Source organism: Brevibacterium paucivorans (assembly GCF_016907735.1).
GTDB lineage: Bacteria > Actinomycetota > Actinomycetes > Actinomycetales > Brevibacteriaceae > Brevibacterium > Brevibacterium paucivorans.
Map to the genome: position 1 here is coordinate 932,256 of NZ_JAFBCP010000001.1, position 23,003 is coordinate 955,258.

Below are 23,003 nucleotides of genomic sequence, written 5' to 3' on the forward strand. Positions count from 1 at the left end.
TCCACACCCCACCTCGCCACATAGGCTCGGGGGCCTATCTTCGGACCCAAAATCGCCCGCACACAAGAGGTCTATCCCTGAGGGGAGCTTGACCCTTGAGGCGTAGAGGTCTGTGATGTCGATGCTCCAGTCTGAGCGCGGTTCACTTTGATCTGCGCGGTGTCTGCCACGCGGATGATGAGTTCGTCTGACTCCATACTTGCTTTGGGAAAAAACGCGAACATTTCAATTGGTTCGCCTCGTGCAACCGTATAGTCCACCGGGCTCATTGTCTGCGAACACAGACAGTTACCTGGCCCCGCCGTCACTGTGGTCGCCATCATGTTTGTTGTCTTATCCCACAGAGCCACGTTGCCGAGCGATGGAGTGGCTGGGTATTGAGCAGTGAAGTTTTGCCCGAACGGCATTGTCTCTACTTTTGAGTCCTGCTGGCTGAACGCAGATTTATCGTCCTGACCAGATGCTGTGCTCACATCGACCGTCAGTTTAAGAAAGTCTCCCTGCTCTTCCAAGGCTTTGACATCAAAGTTGAGCTCAGGAGTGCTCCCGCCCTTGGGCGTCGGGAGAACACCTGCGGTTAAACCGCCGTTCGATGTGGCGGATTTCATTTCAGGAAGGTCGTTGACTTTCTTGCCAGTGTCAACGTTTGCATCAATCTGGCCTTGAGGTTTGAAATTAAACGAGACGCGTCGGTTTTTTGCTTGATTCTTTTTGATGGGGTTTCCCTTACCATCGCGATTTGGTGCAATCGGTTTTGTCTCACCGAATCCTTTTGTCTCTAACTGAATTCCAGCCCCAGAAAGCTTGGGTTCAACAGCTTTTTTAACCGATTCCGCGCGTCGCTCGGATAGGCCCTGGTTGTAGCCTTCGTTACCTTCGTCGTCAGTATGCCCTTCGACAACCACTTTCTGGCCTTGTGCAGATTTCTTGAGCTCTTCGGTAACTGAGTCAATTGCCTTCTGTGCGTCTTTGTTGAGTTTGTCGGAGTCGAACTCAAACAGCACGTCCGAGCTTACGTTCAAGGCTGAAGTCTCACCGCGGTCAGACACAGACGCATCCGTCACAGACTCGGTGTTCACATCCATAGGAATCCGTCGCTGCCCTATGGCCCCGGAGCCGTATTCGTCGGGCAACGCGTTCTGCCCATTTTTGATGAACGAGAAATCTACAAGTTCGGGAACGTCAAACTTTTTGTCCTGGCTTACTGAGACACCTTCGAGAACTGCCGCGTTGTCGCCAAAAAGAACCGAGACATCATCAGATTCGGGTGCGGGAAAATCAGCATAGAACAGTCGCAACGACTTTGGTGCGGTTGACGTTTTTTTGATTTCTTGAGGGCCGTATGAGCATACGCAGTCCGAGTTGCGACCAATTTCATCTGTGGCAGGTAAGTCCTTGGGCTGAGGAGGGTTCTTAAATGAGCCATCCGCTGATTCAGGGGTACCCTGGTACGGCTCAATGACTTGTTTGGCGTCAAAGTCCGCGAGACGCGTCCATGGAACACGGTTCGACCGCCCTTTTTGACTCCGCAGTTCATCTGGGGACAGGTGTTTACCTTCAACCGGTGGCAACCATGCCGCAACCATGCGCACGGATGTTCCGTCAGAGTCCAGTGACACTACTTCGAGCCGAGCTTTCGCAAGACCATCATCGGTGGGTCGCTCAACCACCGTCTTCGCTAGTGGTGCACCTAACGTGTTTGGGCGCCAGAAACCGTCATCCTCTACCACCTCGGGAGCAGGGGGCTGTTGCCCATCACCGCCATTACTGCCGGAGCCACCTTTGGGGGCGAACGGGTTGCAAGCAGCCAACATCACGCACAGTATGAGCGCGAAGGTCATGACCACGATCTTCTGTGCTGGGGATTTGCGCGAATGGGGAAAAAGAGGGGATGAAATCATGCCACCATACTATAGGCGCTGGTAAGAAGGGCCACCTCGAGAGTTTCACGGAACAGGTGTACGTTCGGTGAACTCTCGAAATGACGACCACCGCGTCTAGACACCTCAGCGAATAATTATTATTGTCGTTGTTAGCACTACTCCCCTGCACCCCCTCGAAGAACTGAAAATATGTCCCCATCCTCCTTATCCACCCATATTCATGTGGGTGTAGCAGACGTTGAATCGTCGATTCAGACGATCGAGTCCTGCGGCGACTCTTCACGATCGTTTTTCGTTGTGCCAAAAAACAACTGGGAACAATCAATTGCGCACATCAGCCAGGCGCGCGCAACGACCCTCCACAACGAGGTTCTTATACACGTTTCGGGTCTATCCCCTCTTGGCATAACCACTCTGCTTGAGATGCTGACAGCATTTAAAGATGTTTTGTCGACTGCTCAGTTACGTGAGTTGGCTGTGCAGCTTGACGATAAGATTCAATGCTTCGCGCTCCTTAAATCTGTCGCAAAATTGCAGGTAACGACTCCCAGCATGTTCCAACACATTTTGAGCTGGTTGCCTTCTTCGCGTTTTATTGCTGAGGCACATGGCGCAGTTCTTTCAACGAAAAAGGCATTTGAAGACGACGAGTTCCTTAGGGGCGAAGGAGAGTCGGTTCTTGTTTGCCGCGACAGCGAGCCACAGGCGGACCCAGACTTTTCGTCAAAGCTAACGGAGCACATTCAGCCCTCGACGATTATTCACCGCCGTTCTGAGGAAAGTAATTATTGGGGCGCAAAGCCTGTGCAGGAGTGGTGCTTAGCTCCCGCTGATCTGGGCGCACTGACTGACTCGATTCAGACACAGTCCACCACATGTACCTGGTGTAACGAGCCTTTTGTACCACCGCACTGCCCTGTTTGCAGCGCCACCTCCCCGACTGGAGACAAAAAATGAACCCAAAACAGAGACGCGGTCTCATCTTCATGATCGCAGCGACGCTCTTGGCAATCCTCGTGTTCATCGGCGTCATTGCTTACGTGCAAAAAGTGAACTCCCAGGTCGGCCCGACCACGGAGGTATACATTGCAAAAGAGGATATAGAAGCGTTTCAGCCTGTGGAGTTGGACAAACTCGAAACTCAGGAAGTACCCAACCGCTATATCACTCCTCAAATGGTCACTAGCCCTGACCAGGTAGCCGGTCAAAAAGCAGCCGCCAAGATTACAGCTGGGTCATTTATCCAAACAGACATGGTTGAGCCTGCATCATCGCTGACCGATGGGCAGCGCGAAATAGCGGTCATGTTTTCTGCTGCTGCAGGCGTGAGCGGTCGTGTAGCACCCGGAGACAAGGTTGATGTCGTGGCTTCGTTCGCCAAACAACGCGAAAATGACCAAGGCGAAACAGCTTACAAACGCGCAGACATTCCCTACAACATTTCCGGGATCATTGTTCACAACGCTCACGTGGTATCGGTTGGTCAGCCAGTTGACCCCAACGCCGTAGTAGGTGCCGCAGACCAGTCCGGAGCCGAAGCAGGCGACGTGCCCGTCACATTCGCAGTGACCGTTGAAGAAGCTGGCCGTCTGTCATATGCAGAATCGTTTGCCATCAGCATGCGCATCATGCGAATTGGTAACAACGAAACAGGTTCGAAGGTCGAAGACCAAGACAACTCCTTCGACGACCGTGATCTGCAAGATACGCTTTCGACAGAAAAGGATAATTAATGGGTGTCGCAATCCTCATTAGCGCAGCCGACAATCGCGCAGCAGAGATTCGAGCCTCTTTATCCGATGCTGGCGTAGAGACGTACCGTCAATACACTTCAACATCGGCTCTGCTCGCAGCACTTCCAACAGTGCAGTCAGAGATTGATCTGGTTGTCATTGACCAAGATCTCGAACCTATGAATGCTTGGGATTTAACACGTGAAATCACCAGCAGGTTCCCTGCGCTCGCAACTACAGTCGTCATTAACTCTCCCACTCCCGACGATTACGCCCGGGCCATGGACTCCAATGCCCGTAGCGTCATCAGCTACCCGCTGCAGTTCGAAGATGTGAATCAAAAGGTTCACTCTGCCCTGCAATGGACGAAGACGGTACGCTCAGCGGTCCAAGAACGGCAAAATGACAGCGGATCTTCATCTCTCAAAGGTCGCATGGTAACTCTGAGTGGCTCAAAAGGAGGCACCGGGGTCACCACACTTGCAACGCACCTTGCAATTCAAGCCAAAGCTGCGTCCCCGGAGAAATCCGTCGTTTTGGTTGATCTTGACTCACAGAAACCCGATGTCTCGATCGTGCTTAACGTTCCTCAGTACCGGACCATCTCCGACTTACTGGGAGTCATAGACGAACTCACATCACGCCAGTTGGAAGATGTCCTGTACACCGCCCCGCAAGGCTATTCCGTTCTTTTCGGGCCGCTGAACGGCGAAGAGTCCGAACTTGTCTCTGAAACTGCAGCGAAACGAATTTTGGGCATGCTCCGGTCCAGGTTCGACCTGGTCATCGTGGACACTGGGTCCACCATGAGCGAGTCCAACTCCGTTGCTATTGAAATGGCAGACGACGCTTACATCGTTGCCACAAGCGATGTATTGAGTCTGCGTGGCGCAAAGCGGATGTCTCAACTATGGAAGCGACTAGGTATCCGACCTACTGAAAACTCCCGCGTCATTCTGAACAAAGTTGATAAGAAGCAGGATCTTCAGCCTGAAGCATCCCGCAAGATCGTTGGTCTACCTGTCGTAGACCAATATGTCCCCGAATCAATTCGCACGATTGAACTCGCGATGAACCGACGTGACCCTTCACTTGTTCTAGGTGCCTGGTCGAGTCGGATCGCTCGCTTAGGAGTCGAAATGGGCATTGTCGAGCAACAGCTACTAACAGTCCCAGATAAACCAAAGAAAACACGAGCTTCGCGCCGGTCACGTAAATCAGAAAAGGGCTCAAGCGCCATCGAGTTTGTTGGCGTGTCGATCCTCATCGGCATGATTGCCCTCATAGGTTTTCAAACCATTCTGGTGGGAATGACCTGGATTTTCGCAACCGGCGCTGCAAACGAAGGCGCACGCGCCGCCGCAGTCGGGAAATCTGCCACCGCCGCCGCTACCTCTCACACCCCCGGGGCCTGGCGTAGTGGAATGTCAGTGGATGAGGGCATGGACACAGTACACGTGAAAATGGATGCCCCCACCATCACCAAGTTCAGCAAGGATTTCGCTTTCTCGATCAACACAAGCGCCGGAATCGTACGTGAGGAATGACATGATCAAACAACTTATGACAAAGAAGCGAGAAAAGGGCGTCCTCAGTCTCGAGTTTGTGGGAACGTTTGGGGTCTTTCTGTTCCTCTTGGCTATCGCTTTTCAGGCAATGCTTGCAATGTTCGCGCTTTCGCAAGCAAACTCCGCAGCACGCAACGCAGCACGAGCTGAAGCTATGATGCCGGGAACAGGGCCAGGTGCCGCGCAAAGTGCCGTATCCCCTGGTCTTCAAGCGCAAGGGGTGCAGACAACCTGTTCGGGTGGTCACAACCCGAAAGGCGACGTGACATGCAAAGTTTCGCTCGGCGTTCCGGTTTTCAACATGCCTGACGCCCCTCAATGGTTCCCAGAAATTAGGGTGACGCGCGCTTCGACCCAGCCCGTCACAGGATAAGTTAAATGTCACTACTTAAACGTGCAGAACAACAGAGGGTGATGCGGGGAACCCAGTCGGCAGACTCACCAACCTCGCAACGCCATCAGTCATTCAATGACCAAGTCAACACCTACCGACGAATTCTCCTCGACGAGGTTGATCTAGAAGAGCTTTCCAAACTGGACAGGCAGCAGAGGCGCGTTCGTCTTGAGCGGATTCTGAGCCATATTCTGTCGCAGCAAGGTCCCGTGCTTTCGGCACGCGAGCGCTCCAAACTGATTCAACGAGTCGTAGACGAAGCGCTGGGTCTTGGTATCCTCGAACCACTCCTCGCCGACGAATCGATCACTGAAATCATGGTGAACGGCCCCAAAACGATCTTCGTCGAACGTTCGGGGCGCCTTGAGCAACTTGATCTGCAGTTTGCGAATGATGAGCAACTGATGCAGGTCATCGACCGCATCGTTGCTGAAGTCAACCGACGCGTTGACGAATCATCACCCATGGTGGATGCACGTCTCCTCACCGGTGAACGTGTCAACGTCATTGTCCCCCCGCTGGCGATGGACGGGCCCACACTCACCATTCGCCGCTTCCCAAAACCGTTCACTCTTGAGGACTTGCAAAACAAAGGTAGCTTCGATGAGCTCACTCGCGAATTCCTCATGGCCTGTGTGAAAGCACGTTTCAATATCGTGGTTTCCGGCGGTACGGGTACAGGTAAGACGACCATGCTCAATGCGCTGTCCGGCATGATTCCTGACGGCGACCGTATCGTGACTATTGAAGACTCGGCAGAACTTCAGCTCCAGCAACCTCACGTCATTCGTCTCGAATCACGCCCACCAAACGTTGAAGGTAAGGGCCAGGTGACCATTCGTGACCTTGTCAAGAACTCTCTGCGTATGCGTCCCGACCGCATTATCGTTGGTGAGGTCCGTGGTGGTGAAACACTCGACATGCTCCAAGCGATGAACACGGGTCACGACGGATCACTGGTGACAGTTCACGCTAATAATCCACTCGACGCAGTGTCACGTCTAGAAACGCTGGCCAGCATGAGTGAAATCCGCATTCCGTTCGAAGCACTGCGCGACCAGATCAACAGTGCGGTCGACTTGATCGTGCAGCTCGGTCGTGGCGCCGACGGTTCACGTCGCATGACAGAAGTCGCAGTAGTGACTTCCGAAAGTCGCGAAGAGTTCGAACTTACAACCCTCATGAAGTTTGAGTCGGAACCACTCACCGCCGACCGTGTGGTTCGGGGTAGTCACATCATGCGCCAGATTCCTGCAAACATCGCCGACCGTCTCTGGATCAGCGGTAACGGGCTGTCTGACCGTTTTGACATTGACCCCCGCGCTATGTGCGTAAGGACTACACAATGATGATTCTCGGCATCATCATCGGGTCAGTATTTGTTCTGGCGATCGGTGTAATAGGCGCAGTCACATATGCAATGGGGTCCACTGAACAAGTCGACATCGTTCGCGCGGAGCGAGGTCGTATACATGGATCATTCCGTGAGGAGCGGATTCGCCCACTAGACCGATTTTTCCAGCGCACTCGGTTGGGACGCATTCTAACAACCAACCTCACGCAGGCGAACCTACGCTCCATTTACGCTGTGGAGTACTTTGGTGTCGCCGTAGTTGCATGCGTTGTCGTCGTGCTGGTGGCTGCGCAGTACGTCGCGTTATTTTACGCATTTGCACTGGGGGCGCTCGTTCTTTTCTTAGCGTGGAAGATCCTCGACGGGCTCAAGGAGCGGCAACGCGAGAAGTTCATCCTCCAATTGCCAGAATTTGCCCGAATCATGGCTAACTCGACTGGTGCGGGACTTTCCATTCAGACCGCTCTTGGAGTCGCTGCGTCTGAACTCCCCGACCCCGCGGGTCGGGAGTTCGCAGCACTCAAGCGCGAAATCGAGATTGGTACCCCGCTTGACCTTGCTCTCGAACGCATGTCGGACAGGATTTCCGGTCGTGACCTCGACGTTTTGGTCAGCACCTTGGTCATCGCGCAAAGATCAGGTGGATCTCTTATTTCGTCGCTCCGGGGAATGAGTGACACGCTTGAGTTTCGTAAAGAAACGAAGCGCGAAGTCAAAACCTTGGTATCGCAGTCCAGTTACACCGGCTACCTCGTGGCGGCCTTCGGAGTTGGCTTCGTTCTCTTACTGTCGAGTATGCATGACACGCTCCTACACGATCTAACAAGCACGTTGATTGGCCAAATCGCCATGGCCTTCGCCGCTGTCTGCTACACGATAGGAATTATCGCGATTCAACGACTGGTCAAGGTGAAGCTATGATCCTTTTTGCGATACTTTTTGCGGTCCTCGCAACATCCGCAGTCGTGCTCCTTAGCTTGGGTTACCGAAGTTTTAAGACGGATCCGTTGGAATCGCTTTCGTCAGAAGACCGCGCTCTGATTAAAGATGAATCGCGTCTCCGGCGGAAGAATAACGGCCTTATCCGACGAACAGGGCAGCGCTTAGCACCATCGCTCAGCCGGCTCTTCGGCGGAGGATATCGCAATTGGGTTGATAATCAGATCGTTCTCAACGGACGAAAACAGTTCAGCGACTTTACCTCGTTCATGGAGTACAAAGGCGCAATCGTACTTCTCTGTGGACTGGGAGGCGTAGCCACACTCATCGCGCTACGGACACCCGGCTTTCTTATCGCTCTCATCATCGTGGGGTTGTTTCTCCCTGATCTCATGCTCATGCAGTCGGCGCGCAAGCGCCAGGAACAAATCGATGACGCGCTTCCTGACTTCCTGGATATTCTGGCCATTACCGTAAGTGCCGGCCTTGCCTTCCGTTCCGCACTCGCAAAAGTCACCGAGCGCACGGAGGGCCCCCTGGCCGAAGAGATGCGCACAGTTCTTCACCAACTCGATATGGGTGAGACGGTGTACGACGCGTTTACCGCACTTCGTTCTCGGACCACGTCCGACTCGTTAGAGTCTTTTATCACCACACTCTTACAAGCCGAAGAGCTTGGCGCCCCTCTTGCCGACACTTTGGAGACCATCTCTCTCGACATGCGACAGACCACTGCGCAGAAGGCGCGTCAGTCTGCGTCTAAGGCGTCGCCAAAGATCGCGGCGGTTGTCACTATGATCATGGTTCCGGGGACAATGGCTCTCATTCTCGTGTCGATGATATTTGTCGCTGGCCTTGACAAGATCGAACTGGGCGATGTCAACTTTTAAATCCCTGAAACGTGGCGCCAAGCGTCACACAAAGGTGCTTGAGAACAAGAGCATTGCTACCCCACTTGTGAAAGTGATCGTCGCTATCCGAATGCTCTTTATCTACCCTGTCATTGCGTCATGGACAGAAACAAGCATCACCTCTGGCGAACCTTTGGTGCTGGCGCTTCTGGCGCTCGAGTCGCTTGTCGCATTCATCTTCTGGGATCGAATAAAAAACTTCGTTTCCCGCCATCCACTCATTCTGAGCATCGACATCCTCTTAGTCGTCATCGCAATCGGCCCAGGTCAAGGAATCTCACCGTATTTCCTCTATCTGGGAGCAACCGCTGTTCTCATTGGGCTTCTCTACGATCGACAAAACAGAACGATTCTTGCCACCCTGCTAATTGGTTCCTACGCACTGATTCCTCTGATCCTGCGTACCACCCCTGCCACATATTCGCTTTACGGGGCTGTGGAATCATGTGTTTCGGTTACTATCCTTGTCGTACTCGTACTGCTAGGTTCTCGCCTCCATTCTCTGCAACAACGTGTTGATACGGCGGTGGAAATAGCGAGTCGAAATGCACGCGAAGCCACGCTCGGCGAAGAGCGCTCACGCATTGCACGCGAGCTTCACGACTCCACAGTCAAATCGCTCGTGGGTATCAACCTGCTGAGCGCGACAATTCAGAAGCAACCACAGAATGCGGTGAAGACGGCAGAGCTCATCCAAGCCGCCGCAACCAGCGCAATCGCCGAATCGCGACAGCTTTTGAGTTCGCTTAGGCAAGGCGACGCGGCAAATTTCGACGAGACTCTCCAAGCGTCACTAGAAGAAATTGAGGTCGTTCATGGCGTCGAAGTGCGGCTGTCAAACGAAGGCGGCCAGTTCCCGTCCGACCTTCAGTACAACGTGCGAAAAATCATTGAAGAAGCGGTAACAAACTCCGCGGTTCACTCAGGGACAGATTACATCGATGTGGCAATCCACCGCGACGGTGATTCACTCACTGCGCGAGTTTCTGATTACGGCACTGGTTTCCGTTACGCCCACAAAAAGAGTGGTCACATCGGCATCGCAAGCATGAGGGAACGAGCTGCTGAGATCGGTGGCTTGCTCACTTTGACATCGGTTCCAGATAAAGGAACCACGGTGACACTTCACATATCCGACGTACAAAGGACAGAAGTTGAACAGCATGATTCGAGTTCTTATAGCTGACGACAACAGCATTGTGCGAATGGGGTTGGAGCATCTCTTGAGCACAGTCGACTTTGTCGAGATCGTCGGGTCCGTAGAGAACGGCGCCTTGGCTGTCGAAGTCGCACACACTGAGAAACCAGACCTGTGCCTGCTTGATGTACGCATGCCCGTCATGAATGGAATTGAAGCAGCTCGAGAGATTTCGCAAGTCTGCAAAGTTCTGATGCTCACTCATAGTGAAGATGCGGAAAACGTCACTGCGGCGATGGCCGGTGGCGCTAGTGGCTATGTTATTTATGACGAGCTTGAAACGAAGTACCTTCAGCACACACTTCGTTCCGTCATGGCCGGAGCGATGATCGTCTCTCCCTCAGCGTCGACTGCTCTTCTGTCCCACAACAATGAGCACGAGTCGGAGACTTCCCAACCGGGAACTTCAGCAACCACTGCAGACAACAACGACTTCGGTTTGAGTAAACGCGAGATCGAGGTCATGGGCTTAGTTGCTGACGGACTGAGCAATCGGCAAATTGCCGAAAGCTTCTTCTTGAGCGAGAAGACGGTGAAAAACCACATCAACAGGATCTTCGGCAAAATGAACGTTTCGTCCAGAGCCGAAGCAGTCAGCGTGTGGCTCAAGCGTGCGTAGACCCCAAGACCCAATCACAGTTTGGGCCCACGTTTGGGCCTCTGTGCCCTCGAACTAGGTCACCTCATGCGGAATAGTTAAACATGTCAGACAGAACGTCAGGCACACCCTCAACCCGGACATATCTCGAAAGGTACATCATGAACAAGCTCGAACTCATGGCTCACAAGGTAGACGTTAACGCTCGCGCATTCTTCGCAGAACTTCAGGACCGTCGCGAAGCTGGTCAGGGCTCCATCGAATACATTGGTATCGCAGTTATCGCAGCAATCATCGTTGCAGCTATCATCGCGTTCTTCAACGACACCGGTAACCAGAAAATCACTGACGGACTGCAGGGCCTCATCGAAGGAATCTTCGGTAACTCACCATTCTAAAGAGTCAAGAAATAGGCTTATGAATCTCACACGGTTCAAGCGAGAAGACGGTCAGGTTTCCCTGGCCGTCATCTTGCTTTCCATTGCAATTATCGCGGCGGCCGTCGGGGTGTTCATTTTTGGTGAAGCAAATGACGCGCGTACGCGCGCTCAAAAAGGTGCCGACGCATCTGCCTTGGGCGCAGCTCGTGATGCACGAGAGGCCTTCCTACCTGCTTTCGCGCGTAGCCACAAAGCACCACCAAAGATCACTCCGATAGGAACCATTCACACGGGTAAGGTCGTGCCTCCGACCACAACCTTTATGCAATTCACCAAGCACGGTAAATCTGCGGCGTTTCAGTTTGCACAGAAAAACGGTACTGGTCTTACTGACCACCGAGCCATCGTGAATCGTTTCACCTCGGAGGTACAGTCCAATGAGGAGAAGGTCGAATCACCTGTAGGTTCAAAAGCTCGCAGTTCGATGAGCGCGCCGGCTGAAGCTACCGCCAAGGTGAAGACTGACGAGGTTCATTGCATTGCGCCACCCGCGATCTATGTACCGATAAATGACAAAACCCAAATGCTAAAGACCTGGTCCATCAGGTGTACTGGCAACGGGCACACAGCAACGCTGAAGTACGTCGACCCCAACCCCATGGCGGTCAACTTCTACGGCAATGAAGAAAAGTGGCGAAAGATCTTTGACATTGATCTAGTCGATTAGTCACACCTCAAACACCAGCATGGGCCAGGTTTTCCTGGCCCATGTTTTGTTCCCGCGCGAGCCGTCTACCCCAAAGCCAGAGCCGCAAAAACAGCACCCAACATGGTCACGGCAAACAGGTACCACCCCAGTTTGGGTACGTTCACCGGCTTCCGCTGGCGCTCCTTCTTGCGCTTGCCCCGGCGCCTCTTTGCCTTTCTTGGTTTCGACGCTTTGTCAGCTTCACCGTCTTCAGACGAGCGACGCGGTTGCGGGTTTAGCCACGGGTTCTCTGAACCCTGAGCATCCCCGGTCTTCTGGGTCGTCTGCGCTTCAGCAGACCGGCATGCGTCGCCACTCTTGGCCACTGGTGGCTTTTGAGGTTTAGGCGGGGCAATGGGTTTTGGAGGAATATGAGGGGATTTCACGCCTCTGATTCTACCCACGGCCTAACTACTGTGCGCGTACAGGGTACGCCGTTCCCATTCGTCGGTGAACGTATCAAAGGCGATCCTCGCCGACTCCAAATCGTCAGAATCCAGCGCGTCCAACCAGTCAAGCACCAGTTGTGCCCCGGTTTCCGGCCACTGCACGTCGCTCATTCCGCCAAGGTCCAGTTCCAAAATAGATCCCATGTCAAAGCTGTCCAGCCATTCCAGAAAGTCGGACACTGATTCGGTAAAGAACTCCGCCTGGGACTTGTTACGCAGAATGTCCAGCGCCCATTCCGTCCTCGCCGAGGCGGTCAACAGTTCCGTTCGGATCCTCACCCTCACGGCACCGTCGGGTTGGTCTTCTTCAACTACCGTGTCGGTGTCCGGGTCCACGGCCAGCCACCAGATCGGTGGCACTTCCCACGCCGAGGTGCGGGTATACACCCGGTCGTCCACCTCGGAGTTCATCCAGTCGACCCGGCGGGCATGCGCCCGCCTCCGCGCCACCTTTGGCACCAACGCATCGAGTTCATCCCGAGGTGTTGTTTCAGTAAGAATGTCGAGCGACTGCCACCCACGGACGTCGTCCTGCACCGGGCACACCCGGTCACGGTTGTCCCCTACTTCCTCTCCAGTGAGAAACAGCGGGGCGTCTCGAAATCTGGAAGGCACGGGATCTGGTGGCATTGAAATCAGCCGACGATCTGCGTCAGCGCAGACCAGCTCTTCTAAACCTGCCCTGTGAGGAACGGCTCCGCGATGCGCGTGTGAGTAGACTTCAACGGGTTCAAACACGCGCAAATGAATAAGGTAGTCACGCTGATAGGGCATACGTGCATGCTATCGACAAGTCGTGTTTTTGCACATCGAGGGCCACGCTCCCGTGTCTCAGCTTTTCCTCGGAATGCTCTTGGCCAAATGGCCTTTATCGTTGCTTGACGCTAGACTTTTGTCGAATACTAACAAGAGATCTGCCAGGGTAAAGCCACCTCAAAGCCCTGGAACACAAAGATAAGGGGGTCGACGTCTGTGGGTCGCGGCCGCGCAAAGGCAAAACAGATCAAGGTAGCCCGGAAGCTCAAATACTACAGTCCGGAAACTGACTTGAACGCACTCCAGCGTGAACTCGGTGGAGGATCTGTAAGCTCAGACAACGACTACGACGAGTACGACGAGGACCCGGATTACGCCGAGTACGCAGACAAGTACGCGTACTACGACGAAGAAGAGGAAGAGGAAGATTCCGAGTTCAACGACCGGCGTTAAACATGACGCATCACGTGTGAGGGCCCAGCCAAAACGGCTGGGCCCTCACACGTTTATAGGCAACTATCTCAGTCAATGAGAACGGCTGCTCCGCCGTCTACTCCTTTAGCGCCCTGCACGTAGTCGGGGTTGTCACGGTAGTCACCAGTGTCGGTGAGCACCTCACCCAGGTGCCATGCTCCCGGGTAGACGGCAACGACCTCGGCGGCACGGGAGCTATCTACCACCAGAACTATGCCAACACCCAAGTTCCACGTGCGTTCACGGTCAGCGCGCGGCACGTTCCCCACATCACCCAGCACATTAAACACGGCAGGAATGTTCCAGCTGTCACGCTTCATGACCGCCACTGTTCCGGCCGGCAGAACACGCGCAACGTTGGCGGACAGCCCTCCCCCAGTCACGTGGGACACGGAATGGACCGCACCGGGCACGCGTTCGTACAAGCTCAAAAGCTCACCGGTGTATACCTTGGTCGGTTCCAGAAGCTCTTCGCCCAGAGTACGGCCAAAGTCGGCAACATCACGGTTCAGATCCCAACCGGCATCTGCGATGATGCGTCGCACCAGCGAATATCCGTTGGAGTGGATGCCAGACGATGGCAGACCAATAATGACATCGCCTGCCGAAACCTTGTGGGCACCCAGCAGGTCGTCTGCTTCAATTGCACCGGTGGCCGCACCTGCGACGTCGTACTCATCTGGCCCCAAGAGGCCCGGGTGTTCCGCAGTTTCGCCACCCACCAAAGCAACGTCTGCTTCCTTGCAGGCTTCGGCAATACCGCGCACGATCCCTGCAATGCGCTCCGGGATGACCTTTCCACACGCAATGTAGTCAGTCATAAACAGTGGCTTGGCACCGGATACCACGATGTCGTCAACGACCATGCCCACCAGGTCATAGCCAATCGTGTGGTGAATGTCCAAGGCTTGCGCAATCGCAACCTTCGTGCCTACGCCGTCGGTGGACGTGGCCAACAGTGGACGCGTGTAGTCCTTGAGGAAACTGACGTCAAACATGCCAGCGAAGCCACCCACTTGACCAAACACGTGCTCGTTGTGCGTTGCGGCAACCGCTGATTTCATGAGTTCAACGGCCCGGTCGCCGGCTTCGACGTCGACACCGGCTGTTGCGTAGGTGGTCTGCTTCTGAGTCATGTCAGCACTCCTTTTATGTGTTGTCTGGGAGCGGGATTGGGTAGGTGCCAGAGAAACACGCGGTACACAGTTCAGCTGGGTCCTGCTGGGTGGCTTTGATCATGCCGTCCAGGCTGATGTACCCCAGTGAGTCGGCCCCTAAAGACTGGCAAATTTCGTCGGTGTTGAGTCCGTTTGCAATGAGTTCGGCGCGCGATGCGAAGTCGATTCCGTAGAAACACGGCCACTTGACCGGCGGAGACGAAATGCGGATGTGGATCTCTTTGGCCCCAGCTTCGCGCAACATGCGCACCAGGGCGCGTTGGGTGTTTCCGCGCACAATCGAATCGTCCACAACCACCAGACGCTTACCTTCGATGTTTTCGCGCAACGGGTTGAGTTTGAGGCGGATACCCAACTGTCGAATGGTCTGCGTGGGCTGGATGAACGTACGTCCCACGTACGCATTCTTCATAAGACCCTGACCGTACGGGATTCCGGATTCTTCGGCGTACCCCACTGCGGCTGGGGTTCCCGATTCTGGAGTAGCGATCACCAGATCGGCGTCAACCGGGTATTCGCGGGCAAGCTCGCGTCCCATCTCGGTGCGTGCTGCGTGAACGGTTTTACCGTCCAACACGCTATCGGGACGTGAAAGGTACACGTGCTCAAACACGCAGCGGGCAGGTGTGGATTCTGCGAAACGGTGCGACCGTAAGCCTTCCTCGTCGATGACAATGAGTTCACCGGGTTCTACGTCGCGCACAAACGACGCACCCACAATGTCCAGCGCCGCGGTTTCCGAAGCGACGACCCAACCGTGTTCAAGTCGGCCCAAGGATAGTGGTCGCACTCCCCACGGGTCACGCGCCGCGTACAACCGGTCTTCTTCCATGAACACCAGGCTGAACGCCCCGGTCAGCTGAGGAAAGAGTTCAAGAGCGGCGTCGGTGAGGTTCTCACCTTCAGTCGATGCGAGGAGTTCGGTTACCAGCGAGGTGTCGTTCGACGAGTCGCGGAACTGGCGCGTGCGTTTTTCTTTGCGGGTTGCTTCGCGCACAGTTTCTTGGTGCATGTGGCGACGCTCGTCGGCCATGGCTTCCAGCTCGGCAAAGTTGGTGAGGTTTCCGTTGTGTGCCAGCGCCACGGTTCCAAACGGGGTTGGTCCCAGCGTTGGTTGCGCGTTCGCCCACGTGGATGAACCGGTTGTCGAGTAGCGAGTGTGCCCCACTGCCAGGTGCCCGGGCAGGGTTTCTAAGTCGCTTTCGCTGAATACCTGGGACACCAAACCCATGTCGCGGTACACCAGAATTTGCGATCCGTTGCTTGCCGCAATCCCGGCGGATTCTTGCCCGCGGTGTTGCAAGGCGTAGAGGCCAAAGTACACAAGTTTGGCGACTTCTTCACCGGGTGCAAACACTCCAAAGACGCCACATTCGTCTTGGGCTTTTTCGGACGGGTCTATCTGATCTGTGAGGAGTCCATCTGCGCGTGCCACGTGACTATTGTTCCACAGGTGGGGTACCGGGTTTGGCGCCCGAGGTGTCAGAGACTCCGTCTGTCGTGCCGACTTCGGTTTCAGCGGCGCCGGGGGCGTCCTGTTCGTCCGAGGTGCCCTTTTCCCCGGCGACCTTTTCGTACTTGGCGTTCACGGTATAGGTTTTTGCGTTCTTGACGGATGAGCGGTCGATGATGAGGGCGACGAAAGCGCCTAAGAATCCGCCTACGATGCCCAAGAACGCCATGAGGATTCCCAGCACTGCGGCCCGCGAGTATTCCTGCGTGAGCGAGCTAGTGTCGACGGGCAAGAACGCCAGGATTCCGGCGATGATGAAACCAACGATGACCCCCAACGCTACGAAAACTGAGTAGCGGGGGCTACGGCGAACGGTGACGTCTACTGTGTCCTTCATCCACTTCCTCACTGAGATGACCACACAAGTCTACCTGGAGTGAAAAACTCACGAATCGCCGGTGAGAACGCCCACGAACCGCCTGGCCAATTACACCTTCATCACAACAGTTTTTGTTTGGGTGTACTCGTCTAGTGCTTCGATGGACTTTTCGCGTCCGTAACCGGACTTCTTGAACCCGCCGAAAGGCAGTTCCACTCCCCCACCAGCACCGTAGGTGTTCACAAAAACCTGGCCTGCCTCAATGTTGTTAACCATGTGGTGTGCACGCGAAAGATTCTGTGTCCACACGGCACTCACTAGGCCGTACTCGGATCCGTTGGCGAGCGCCAGTGCTTCTTCGTCGCTGTCAAAGGACATGACCGCTACAACTGGACCGAAGACTTCTTCCTGCGCGATTTCACTTGCCGGGTCGACTCCGTCGACGATCGTGGGTGCGAAGAACGCGCCACCTTTCACATCGTCGCTGAGCCCTTCGGGCGCAGCCCCTCCGCAGACCACGCTTCCACCTTCGAGCCGGTTGAGGAACCCGTTGACGCGTTCAAACTGTTTGGCAGAAATCAGTGGCCCCAAGTCAGGGTCGTCGGTTCCGCGCCCAACGGTCAGGGTGTTCATGGTCTGGGTCATGGCGTCTACAACCTGGTCGTGTACGTCGCGGTGCACCAAGAGCCGTGACCCTGCTGAGCATGTCTGCCCCGCGTTCTGCACAATCGAGCGCACCAAGCTGGGAACTGCTGCGTCAATGTCAGCGTCTGGGAACACAATGTTGGCGCTCTTCCCACCCAGTTCCAAAACAGTGGGAATGACGCGATCGGCCGCCGCATGTGCAATCAACGACCCTGTCTGGGTGGAGCCAACAAACCCTAGGTGCGCAACACCGGGGTGGGCCGCCAAAGCCGCACCCGCCTCGGCACCTAAACCTGTCACCGCGTTAAAGGCACCCACCGGGAACCCCGCCTGGGCAACCAACTCAGCGAGCAACACGGTAGTACGCGGGGTCTCATCAGCAGGTTTAGCAACTGCGCAGTTCCCGGTCGCCAAGCTGGTGGCAACCGCACGGCCCACCAGCTGCAACGGGTAGTTCCACGCGACGATGTGCCCGGTTACCCCGTAAGGTTCGCGTCGGGTGTACGCGTGCATTCCGTCACCCAGCGGAATCGTGTGACCGTAATAGGATTCGATCGCGTGGGCGTAGAACTCGAAGTAGCGAGCGCACACATCGACGTCCGCATACGCCTGCGTGAGCGGCTTACCAGTGTCTTCACTTTCGATGCGCGCCAGTTTTTCGCGGTTTTCCTGGATTAACTGCCCAACTGCGACCAACAGCTTGGCGCGTTGTTCAGGTGAGCTGGTCTTCCATTCTTTCTGTGCCCGCGCGGCGGCTTCGACGGCCTGGTTAACCTCGTCCGCGGTACCGCGTCCGACTTCTCCGAGTTCCCGCCCCGTTGCGGGATCGATGTTGGCGTACGTATTGATTGAGGGGACGTGCCGACCAGCAATGAACGATGTTGTGTGATGGGTCATACTGCCATTTTGGCACCCGCGCACAGCGGGCGCTCGCGTGTTTCACACTGTGTTTACGGTCATGTTACGGCCACAAAGGTAGGTATTCGCCGAGGTCGGAGCGGGTGCCCGTAGCACTCACCCGAGCTTGGTCCACGGCTTGGGACCAGGTGAGCGAACCAGTCACAAGTGCAAGCCACGTGTCTGCGTCCGTTTCGACGACATTGGGTGGCGTGCCCCGCGTGTGGGTTGGGCCCGCGATGCACTGGGTGACACCAAACGGCGGGACGCGCACTTCGACGGTGTTGCCGGGCGCCCGGGTTGCGAGTTCCTCCAGGCTGTAGCGCACGGCCGTGGCGCGAGTGGTGCGGTCCGGGCTGTCAGTTTCACGCCAGTCGTGTAAGGCTTTGCGCCCGGCTTCCACCTTTATGCGCCTACGGATGCTCATGCGTGTCCTTGCAGGACCGCGTAGAGATCGGCACCAGCGCTGATGCTTCCCACGGTTCTTGTGGTGCCGTCGGGGTTTGTCCCACCCGTGATTGCTGGCGTGACGTGAGGTAATACCTTGAGAACTTCACGGGCGTCCAGTGCGCCAATGTGCGCCAGGAGTTCCAGTGCCACAAAGGTTGTCGCGCGGCCTGAACCGTCGAGTGCTTTGACTGCCACGCAGTAGCCTTCGCGAGTTCCCATGACCAGCACACCTTCGGCGCCGAACTTAGCGAACACGCCCAGCTGTTCAATCGCAACCGTGTTGGCCTTCCCCTGACCTTGTATAGCCCAGGGATTGTCCAAAACGGCTTGCACCAATTTTTTACCCGGAAGGGTGCGACCGGCAGTCACGTGTGAAACACCTCGGGCAAGGGCGGTCAGGGACACCGCGTGAACGGGAGCCCCGCACCCATCTATACCAGTGAAGGCGGGGGCTTCACCGCAGTATTCGGTGACCGTTTCGCGGACTCGCTGTTGGATGAAGGAGTCCGGGTCCAGGTACGCATCGGTTGGTTCGCCCGCGTGGACCTGTGCTGCCAAAAACGCGGCGTGTTTACCTGAGCAGTTAAAGAACACCGGCGACGGATTGTCCCCAACGCGACGTCGGTTGGTCGGATCGGCGGGGAGAACACTGGGGCACTGCAGGTCAGTAGCGGTGAGACCGGCCTCGCGAAGCATCCGCTCAACCACGTCGATGTGGCGCGATTCGGCCCGGTGGGAGGCGCTTGCCAACACAAGTTCAGGCCCGTTGAGGGCAACGCCTGTTTCCAACACTGCAATCGCCTGGAGCGGCTTGAGGCAACTGCGGGTAAGAACAGGGGCGGTGGGATCGCCCAAGCTCACAACTTCCGCCCCGTCTGGGTCCACGACCACGGCGACTCCCGCGTGACGCGACTCGATGAAGCCACTTCGCTCGACAATGGCGAGTTCGGCTGCGTGGTCCAGTGTCAGCGTCGCGCGTGCAGATGACGGTTGAGAATCAGAGTGTGTAGTCACGCTTCTACCCTAACGAACCCGCACCGCGTACTCGTTCTCACGTGTGGGGCCAGACGATAGGCTATGAGCGTGAAGGTTTTAGTTATAGGTTCTGGTGCCCGTGAACACGCTCTAGTGGCCGCTTTGTCGCGCGACCCCATGGTGCATACCGTGATCGCCGCCCCGGGTAACCCGGGAATCGACGTGATGTGCGAAACCCGCCCCGTTGACGCGGCCGACCCCCAAGCGGTGACCACTCTTGCTCAAGAATGCGATGCGTCGCTCGTGGTCATTGGGCCGGAAGCTCCGCTGGTTGCGGGAGTGTCCGATGCTTTGCGGAAAGCCGGAATCGCAGTGTTTGGCCCGTCTCAGGCAGCGGCCGCGCTAGAAGGCTCGAAAGCCTTCGCTAAAGAAGTCATGGACGCCGCCAAGGTGCCAACGGCAGCGTCGGTGGCGGCGACCTCGGCGCAGGAAGCCCGCGAAGCCCTCACCCGTTTTGGCGCCCCTCACGTGGTGAAAGCCGATGGCTTGGCTGCAGGGAAAGGCGTCGTTGTCACCCGGGATTTCGACGAGGCCCTCAACCACGCGGTTGCGTGTTTGGAGGAGTCTGACCGTGTGGTGATCGAAGACTTCCTTGACGGGCCCGAGGTGTCCCTCTTCGTGGTCTGCGACGGCACCACGGCCGTGCCGCTAGCTCCCGCACAGGACTTCAAGCGGGCACTGGACGGCGACCAGGGGCCCAACACGGGTGGCATGGGCGCGTATTCGCCACTGCCGTGGGCACCGGATCACCTGGTTGACGAGATTGTGGAGCAGGTAGCGCAGCCGGTTGTCGATGAGATGGCGCGGCGCGGGACTCCGTTCGTGGGGTTGCTGTACTGCGGGCTGGCGCTGACGAAGAACGGCATTGAGGTCGTCGAGTTCAATGTGCGATTTGGGGATCCGGAAACGCAGTCGGTGCTGTCGCGTTTAGAGACTCCCCTGGGCGCGCTTTTGCTTGCTGCGGCACAGGGACGGTTGAACGAGTACTCGCATCTGGAGTGGAGTACGGATGCGTCCGTCACCTTGGTTCTTGCTGCTGAAGGTTACCCCGCGTCGCCGCGTAAGGGTGACCCGATTGCCGGTTTGGAAGAGGCTGGCGCTGTTGACGGTGTCATGGTGTTGCACGCTGGAACTGCGGTGAATGATCAGGGCGAGGTAGTGACCAATGGGGGTCGTGTCCTGTCAGTCGTGGCTAACGCGCCTTCGTTGCAGGAAGCACGCGAATTGGCGTACCGCGCAGGCGACATGATCACGTGGGAAGGCAAAACGTACCGCAACGACATTGCATCAGCTGCCGTGCAGGGTGCTATTCGCGTGCCGGTGGCGGCAGGCTCCGGCGAGGTTGAAAGCGTGTCTGAGAACGCAGCGGAAGGTGCGCGCGCTCCCCGTAGCTCGGTTGCGTGGTGGGCCTCGCAAGCTCCGCAGGTTCCAGGGTGGACGCACGTGTATTCCGGCAAGGTGCGCGATCTGTACATTCCTGTTGAAGCTAAGGACATGGACGATGCGGACCGCTTGCTCATGGTTGCGTCTGACCGGATTTCTGCATACGACCACGTGATTCCCACGCCTATTCCGGACAAAGGAAAGGTGCTCACTGGCCTGACCGCGTGGTGGTTTGATCAGGTGTCTGATCTGGTTGGTAACCACGTGTTGACGGTTGATGTTCCGGCCGAGGTCGCAGGCCGTGGAATGATCGTCAAGCCGTTGCGTATGTTCCCGGTTGAGTGCGTGGCACGTGGCCACCTCACCGGTTCTGGCCTCAAGGACTACCAGAAGACTGGGGCCGTGTGTGGCAACGAGTTGCCAGAAGGCTTGGGCGAGGCGTCTAAGCTAGAGCCCGCGATCTTTACCCCGGCGACTAAAGCTGAATTGGGTGACCACGATGAAAACATCACGTTCGACCAAACGGTTGAACTTCTTGGTGACAGCGATGCGGAGGCGTTGAAGTCGCTTACGCTGGCTCTTTTTGAACGTGCCCGTTCGATTGCGGCGGAGCGCGGAATCATTTTGGCTGACACTAAGTTTGAGTTCGGCCGTGACTTCACGGGACAGATCGTGTTGGGTGACGAAGTTCTGACGCCTGACTCGTCACGTTTTTGGGATGCGGAAGGTTTCGTGGAGGGACAGTCGCAGCCCAGCTTTGACAAGCAGTTCGTACGTGACTGGCTGACCAGTGGAGAGTCCGGGTGGGATAAAGACTCTGGTGTGGCACCGCCTCAGCTTCCTACCCAGGTAGTCGAGGCTACTCGTGCCCGTTACATCGAGGCGTTTGAAAGGCTAACAGGACGAAAGTTCCCTGGGTAGTCCGGGGATCCTCGGGTAGCCCCAGCGAAAACCTGCCATAGAGACATTACACAGAGGCACGAGTTAGGTACCTCTAGGGTTTACTCTTTGCTCTTGTCGTATGTGGCGTTTGCGATGAGGTCTTTTGCATCATCCTGCGAAAAGCCTTCTCCACGGAAGCTGATCAGCTCCATCGTAGAAACGTTTCCAGTTTCACGGTTACCGGCGGACATGAAAAGTCCGTTCCAGTAGTCACCGTCAGCATCTTTAACTTCGAAATAAGCAACCTGAGCCTCATCCGCACCTTTGACGTCTACCTTGTCCACCCCTTTTGGACTAATATCGGCGGAATTTCCTAGCACATTGCCGTACAGCACAGCCTGATTTGTAGCGTCTACATGTGGACTCTCGCCTGTATTCTTGGTGAGACGGAGCTGGGTGGTCATCCCTGTTTCACTATCACGTGCACCCACAACCCAAGGGTCCTTGATGCTTTCAGGATCGCTAGTTTTGTCGAATTTCACCCAGTCTTTTGGCACCGTAACGGTGAGTGGCCCCGAGCTCACCTCTAAGACGTCTGTTTTGTCTTGTTTGTCTTGCGGGTTATCAACAGCGCCGGGGTCTTCACTCGAACATCCGGCGACACTCAAGGACATCAGAGCGGCAACCAAAACGGAAGCAACCAGCGTAGTAAACGTCTTCATCTTCTTCACGGTTCGTACCTCTTTAGCCGACTTACTGACATGTAGTCCCAGTACCAAAACAAGACATCATCGCGCCAAGGCTAACACTGTCACGTGGTGATTGAGCATCGCCCGCTCTTGCTCATACACACCGTTGCAGGTACTGGTTCACGTAACCAGTACCTGTAGTAGTTTTCCTTCATTTGCCGGATAGCATCCTGTTGTTCGCGGGGATCTGCGCTGTTGATTTTGGGTTCAAACTGATTGATCACACGGCCTCCGTTTGCGAAAACTTGCGCCCGAACTTCACGGGGCACCCAGCGGGTGTCTTCAGCCCAACCATCGACAATTATTTCGCCTGACTTCAACCGCGCAACTACGCGTGTGTTCAGAGGTGCGAAGTCTCCCTTGATCCGCGCGTGGTTGGTGACGCTGATATCGACGGCAACGATGTGTCCGTCTTCCTTCCACGCTTTCTTGTCCCACAGGTTGCGAATTCGGTGACCAAAGAATCTCCACCCAAAGTAGATTGCGGCCACGGCGGGCAGTGCAACTTTCCACCAGTCGAGTATGGAGTCCATGTCTTCTCCTGTTCATTCGTCTGCTGATTCTCAC

Annotated in this window: 24 protein-coding genes; 13 read left to right on the forward strand and 11 right to left on the reverse strand. The window is 55.9% G+C overall.

The features are described 5' to 3' along the window. Nucleotides 1–71 precede the first annotated feature (71 nt). Nucleotides 72–1,901, reverse strand: coding sequence for an OmpA family protein (locus JOE56_RS04385; RefSeq protein WP_239530364.1), 1,830 nt, complete (start codon nt 1,899–1,901; stop codon nt 72–74). A 204-nt stretch (nt 1,902–2,105) separates the two neighbouring features. Between JOE56_RS04385 and JOE56_RS04390 the strand changes: the two genes are divergently transcribed. The 11 genes from JOE56_RS04390 to JOE56_RS04440 all read left to right on the forward strand — a co-directional run bounded on the left by JOE56_RS04390 (nt 2,106) and on the right by JOE56_RS04440 (nt 11,685). Further along, entirely contained in the window at nt 2,106–2,840 is a 735-nt protein-coding gene (locus tag JOE56_RS04390; protein ID WP_204514995.1) for a hypothetical protein, read from the forward strand. Continuing rightward, complete coding sequence (gene cpaB, locus JOE56_RS04395) at nt 2,837–3,616, forward strand: Flp pilus assembly protein CpaB (RefSeq protein WP_204514996.1); 780 nt, start codon at nt 2,837–2,839, stop codon at nt 3,614–3,616. The genes JOE56_RS04390 and cpaB overlap by 4 nt, the downstream gene beginning before the upstream one ends. After that, the gene (locus JOE56_RS04400; RefSeq protein WP_204514997.1) at nt 3,616–5,163 is read left to right on the forward strand and encodes a CpaE/TadZ family protein; all 1,548 of its coding nucleotides are present in this window, start codon (nt 3,616–3,618) and stop codon (nt 5,161–5,163) included. The genes cpaB and JOE56_RS04400 overlap by 1 nt, the downstream gene beginning before the upstream one ends. A gap of 1 nt (nt 5,164) precedes the next feature. Beyond that, nucleotides 5,165–5,557, forward strand: coding sequence for a TadE/TadG family type IV pilus assembly protein (locus tag JOE56_RS04405; protein WP_204514998.1), 393 nt, complete (start codon nt 5,165–5,167; stop codon nt 5,555–5,557). Nucleotides 5,558–5,562: 5 nt separating this feature from the next. Then, the gene (locus tag JOE56_RS04410) at nt 5,563–6,927 is read left to right on the forward strand and encodes a TadA family conjugal transfer-associated ATPase (RefSeq protein ID WP_204514999.1); all 1,365 of its coding nucleotides are present in this window, start codon (nt 5,563–5,565) and stop codon (nt 6,925–6,927) included. Beyond that, a complete protein-coding gene (locus JOE56_RS04415; protein ID WP_239530365.1) occupies nt 6,924–7,853 on the forward strand; it encodes a type II secretion system F family protein in 930 nt (309 codons plus the stop codon). The genes JOE56_RS04410 and JOE56_RS04415 overlap by 4 nt, the downstream gene beginning before the upstream one ends. After that, nucleotides 7,850–8,761, forward strand: coding sequence for a type II secretion system F family protein (locus tag JOE56_RS04420; RefSeq protein WP_239530366.1), 912 nt, complete (start codon nt 7,850–7,852; stop codon nt 8,759–8,761). The genes JOE56_RS04415 and JOE56_RS04420 overlap by 4 nt, the downstream gene beginning before the upstream one ends. Beyond that, entirely contained in the window at nt 8,748–9,968 is a 1,221-nt protein-coding gene (locus JOE56_RS04425; protein WP_204515000.1) for a sensor histidine kinase, read from the forward strand. The genes JOE56_RS04420 and JOE56_RS04425 overlap by 14 nt, the downstream gene beginning before the upstream one ends. Then, nucleotides 9,946–10,599, forward strand: a complete 654-nt coding sequence (locus JOE56_RS04430; protein ID WP_204515001.1) for a LuxR C-terminal-related transcriptional regulator — start codon at nt 9,946–9,948, stop codon at nt 10,597–10,599. The genes JOE56_RS04425 and JOE56_RS04430 overlap by 23 nt, the downstream gene beginning before the upstream one ends. Nucleotides 10,600–10,739: 140 nt before the next feature. Then, on the forward strand, nt 10,740–10,976 hold the full coding sequence (locus JOE56_RS04435; protein WP_204515002.1) for a hypothetical protein: 237 nt from the start codon (nt 10,740–10,742) through the stop codon (nt 10,974–10,976). Nucleotides 10,977–10,995: 19 nt separating this feature from the next. Further along, complete coding sequence (locus tag JOE56_RS04440) at nt 10,996–11,685, forward strand: Tad domain-containing protein (protein ID WP_204515003.1); 690 nt, start codon at nt 10,996–10,998, stop codon at nt 11,683–11,685. 65 nt (nt 11,686–11,750) lie between these two features. On the opposite strand, the gene JOE56_RS04445 is transcribed toward JOE56_RS04440, so the two are convergent. Continuing rightward, nucleotides 11,751–12,092: a hypothetical protein gene (locus tag JOE56_RS04445; RefSeq protein ID WP_204515004.1), complete on the reverse strand. Its 342-nt coding sequence runs from the start codon at nt 12,090–12,092 to the stop codon at nt 11,751–11,753. Between the two features lie 21 nt (nt 12,093–12,113). After that, nucleotides 12,114–12,929, reverse strand: coding sequence for a DUF8083 family protein (locus JOE56_RS04450; protein ID WP_239530367.1), 816 nt, complete (start codon nt 12,927–12,929; stop codon nt 12,114–12,116). 198 nt (nt 12,930–13,127) lie between these two features. Between JOE56_RS04450 and JOE56_RS04455 the strand changes: the two genes are divergently transcribed. Further along, nucleotides 13,128–13,364 carry a DUF3073 family protein gene (locus JOE56_RS04455; RefSeq protein ID WP_204515005.1) on the forward strand — a complete coding sequence of 79 codons (237 nt, stop codon included), beginning with the start codon at nt 13,128–13,130 and terminating at the stop codon, nt 13,362–13,364. Between the two features lie 68 nt (nt 13,365–13,432). Here JOE56_RS04455 and purM read toward each other — a convergent pair whose 3' ends face one another. The 6 genes from purM to JOE56_RS04485 form a co-directional block, all read right to left on the reverse strand. Then, on the reverse strand, nt 13,433–14,521 hold the full coding sequence (gene purM / locus JOE56_RS04460) for a phosphoribosylformylglycinamidine cyclo-ligase (protein WP_204515006.1): 1,089 nt from the start codon (nt 14,519–14,521) through the stop codon (nt 13,433–13,435). 13 nt (nt 14,522–14,534) lie between these two features. Beyond that, complete coding sequence (gene purF, locus JOE56_RS04465) at nt 14,535–15,998, reverse strand: amidophosphoribosyltransferase (protein ID WP_204515007.1); 1,464 nt, start codon at nt 15,996–15,998, stop codon at nt 14,535–14,537. A gap of 4 nt (nt 15,999–16,002) precedes the next feature. After that, nucleotides 16,003–16,413, reverse strand: a complete 411-nt coding sequence (locus tag JOE56_RS04470) for a hypothetical protein (protein ID WP_204515008.1) — start codon at nt 16,411–16,413, stop codon at nt 16,003–16,005. Between the two features lie 90 nt (nt 16,414–16,503). Then, nucleotides 16,504–17,937 carry an aldehyde dehydrogenase family protein gene (locus JOE56_RS04475; RefSeq protein WP_204515009.1) on the reverse strand — a complete coding sequence of 478 codons (1,434 nt, stop codon included), beginning with the start codon at nt 17,935–17,937 and terminating at the stop codon, nt 16,504–16,506. A gap of 64 nt (nt 17,938–18,001) precedes the next feature. Next, entirely contained in the window at nt 18,002–18,364 is a 363-nt protein-coding gene (locus tag JOE56_RS04480) for a sterol carrier family protein (RefSeq protein ID WP_204515010.1), read from the reverse strand. Then, nucleotides 18,361–19,401 (reverse strand): asparaginase, encoded by a 1,041-nt coding sequence (locus tag JOE56_RS04485; protein WP_204515011.1) that lies wholly within the window; start codon nt 19,399–19,401, stop codon nt 18,361–18,363. Before JOE56_RS04485 ends, JOE56_RS04480 begins: the two co-directional genes overlap by 4 nt. Nucleotides 19,402–19,464: 63 nt before the next feature. On the opposite strand from JOE56_RS04485, the gene purD reads away from it, so the two are divergent. Then, nucleotides 19,465–21,726: a phosphoribosylamine--glycine ligase gene (purD, locus tag JOE56_RS04490; RefSeq protein WP_239530368.1), complete on the forward strand. Its 2,262-nt coding sequence runs from the start codon at nt 19,465–19,467 to the stop codon at nt 21,724–21,726. Nucleotides 21,727–21,806: 80 nt separating this feature from the next. Here purD and JOE56_RS04495 read toward each other — a convergent pair whose 3' ends face one another. Both JOE56_RS04495 and JOE56_RS04500 read right to left on the reverse strand, forming a co-directional pair. After that, complete coding sequence (locus tag JOE56_RS04495; protein WP_204515013.1) at nt 21,807–22,409, reverse strand: hypothetical protein; 603 nt, start codon at nt 22,407–22,409, stop codon at nt 21,807–21,809. Between the two features lie 89 nt (nt 22,410–22,498). Further along, nucleotides 22,499–22,969 carry a hypothetical protein gene (locus JOE56_RS04500; protein WP_102238953.1) on the reverse strand — a complete coding sequence of 157 codons (471 nt, stop codon included), beginning with the start codon at nt 22,967–22,969 and terminating at the stop codon, nt 22,499–22,501. Nucleotides 22,970–23,003: the final 34 nt, after the last annotated feature.

Excerpts from the sequence above, each read along its gene's own strand:
- JOE56_RS04400 (WP_204514997.1), top strand. The coding sequence starts at position 3,616 with ATGGGTGTCGCAATCCTCATTAGCGCAGCCGACAATCGCGCAGCAGAG.
- JOE56_RS04385 (WP_239530364.1), bottom strand. The coding sequence starts at position 1,901 with ATGATTTCATCCCCTCTTTTTCCCCATTCGCGCAAATCCCCAGCACAG.
- JOE56_RS04470 (WP_204515008.1), bottom strand. The coding sequence starts at position 16,413 with ATGAAGGACACAGTAGACGTCACCGTTCGCCGTAGCCCCCGCTACTCA.
- JOE56_RS04495 (WP_204515013.1), bottom strand. The coding sequence starts at position 22,409 with ATGAAGACGTTTACTACGCTGGTTGCTTCCGTTTTGGTTGCCGCTCTG.
- purD (WP_239530368.1), top strand. The coding sequence starts at position 19,465 with ATGAGCGTGAAGGTTTTAGTTATAGGTTCTGGTGCCCGTGAACACGCT.
- JOE56_RS04480 (WP_204515010.1), bottom strand. The coding sequence starts at position 18,364 with ATGAGCATCCGTAGGCGCATAAAGGTGGAAGCCGGGCGCAAAGCCTTA.
- purM (WP_204515006.1), bottom strand. The coding sequence starts at position 14,521 with ATGACTCAGAAGCAGACCACCTACGCAACAGCCGGTGTCGACGTCGAA.
- JOE56_RS04405 (WP_204514998.1), top strand. The coding sequence starts at position 5,165 with ATGATCAAACAACTTATGACAAAGAAGCGAGAAAAGGGCGTCCTCAGT.
- JOE56_RS04420 (WP_239530366.1), top strand. The coding sequence starts at position 7,850 with ATGATCCTTTTTGCGATACTTTTTGCGGTCCTCGCAACATCCGCAGTC.
- JOE56_RS04430 (WP_204515001.1), top strand. The coding sequence starts at position 9,946 with ATGATTCGAGTTCTTATAGCTGACGACAACAGCATTGTGCGAATGGGG.
- JOE56_RS04425 (WP_204515000.1), top strand. The coding sequence starts at position 8,748 with ATGTCAACTTTTAAATCCCTGAAACGTGGCGCCAAGCGTCACACAAAG.
- JOE56_RS04450 (WP_239530367.1), bottom strand. The coding sequence starts at position 12,929 with ATGCCCTATCAGCGTGACTACCTTATTCATTTGCGCGTGTTTGAACCC.
- JOE56_RS04500 (WP_102238953.1), bottom strand. The coding sequence starts at position 22,969 with ATGGACTCCATACTCGACTGGTGGAAAGTTGCACTGCCCGCCGTGGCC.
- JOE56_RS04415 (WP_239530365.1), top strand. The coding sequence starts at position 6,924 with ATGATGATTCTCGGCATCATCATCGGGTCAGTATTTGTTCTGGCGATC.
- JOE56_RS04440 (WP_204515003.1), top strand. The coding sequence starts at position 10,996 with ATGAATCTCACACGGTTCAAGCGAGAAGACGGTCAGGTTTCCCTGGCC.
- cpaB (WP_204514996.1), top strand. The coding sequence starts at position 2,837 with ATGAACCCAAAACAGAGACGCGGTCTCATCTTCATGATCGCAGCGACG.
- JOE56_RS04475 (WP_204515009.1), bottom strand. The coding sequence starts at position 17,937 with ATGACCCATCACACAACATCGTTCATTGCTGGTCGGCACGTCCCCTCA.
- JOE56_RS04410 (WP_204514999.1), top strand. The coding sequence starts at position 5,563 with ATGTCACTACTTAAACGTGCAGAACAACAGAGGGTGATGCGGGGAACC.
- JOE56_RS04435 (WP_204515002.1), top strand. The coding sequence starts at position 10,740 with ATGAACAAGCTCGAACTCATGGCTCACAAGGTAGACGTTAACGCTCGC.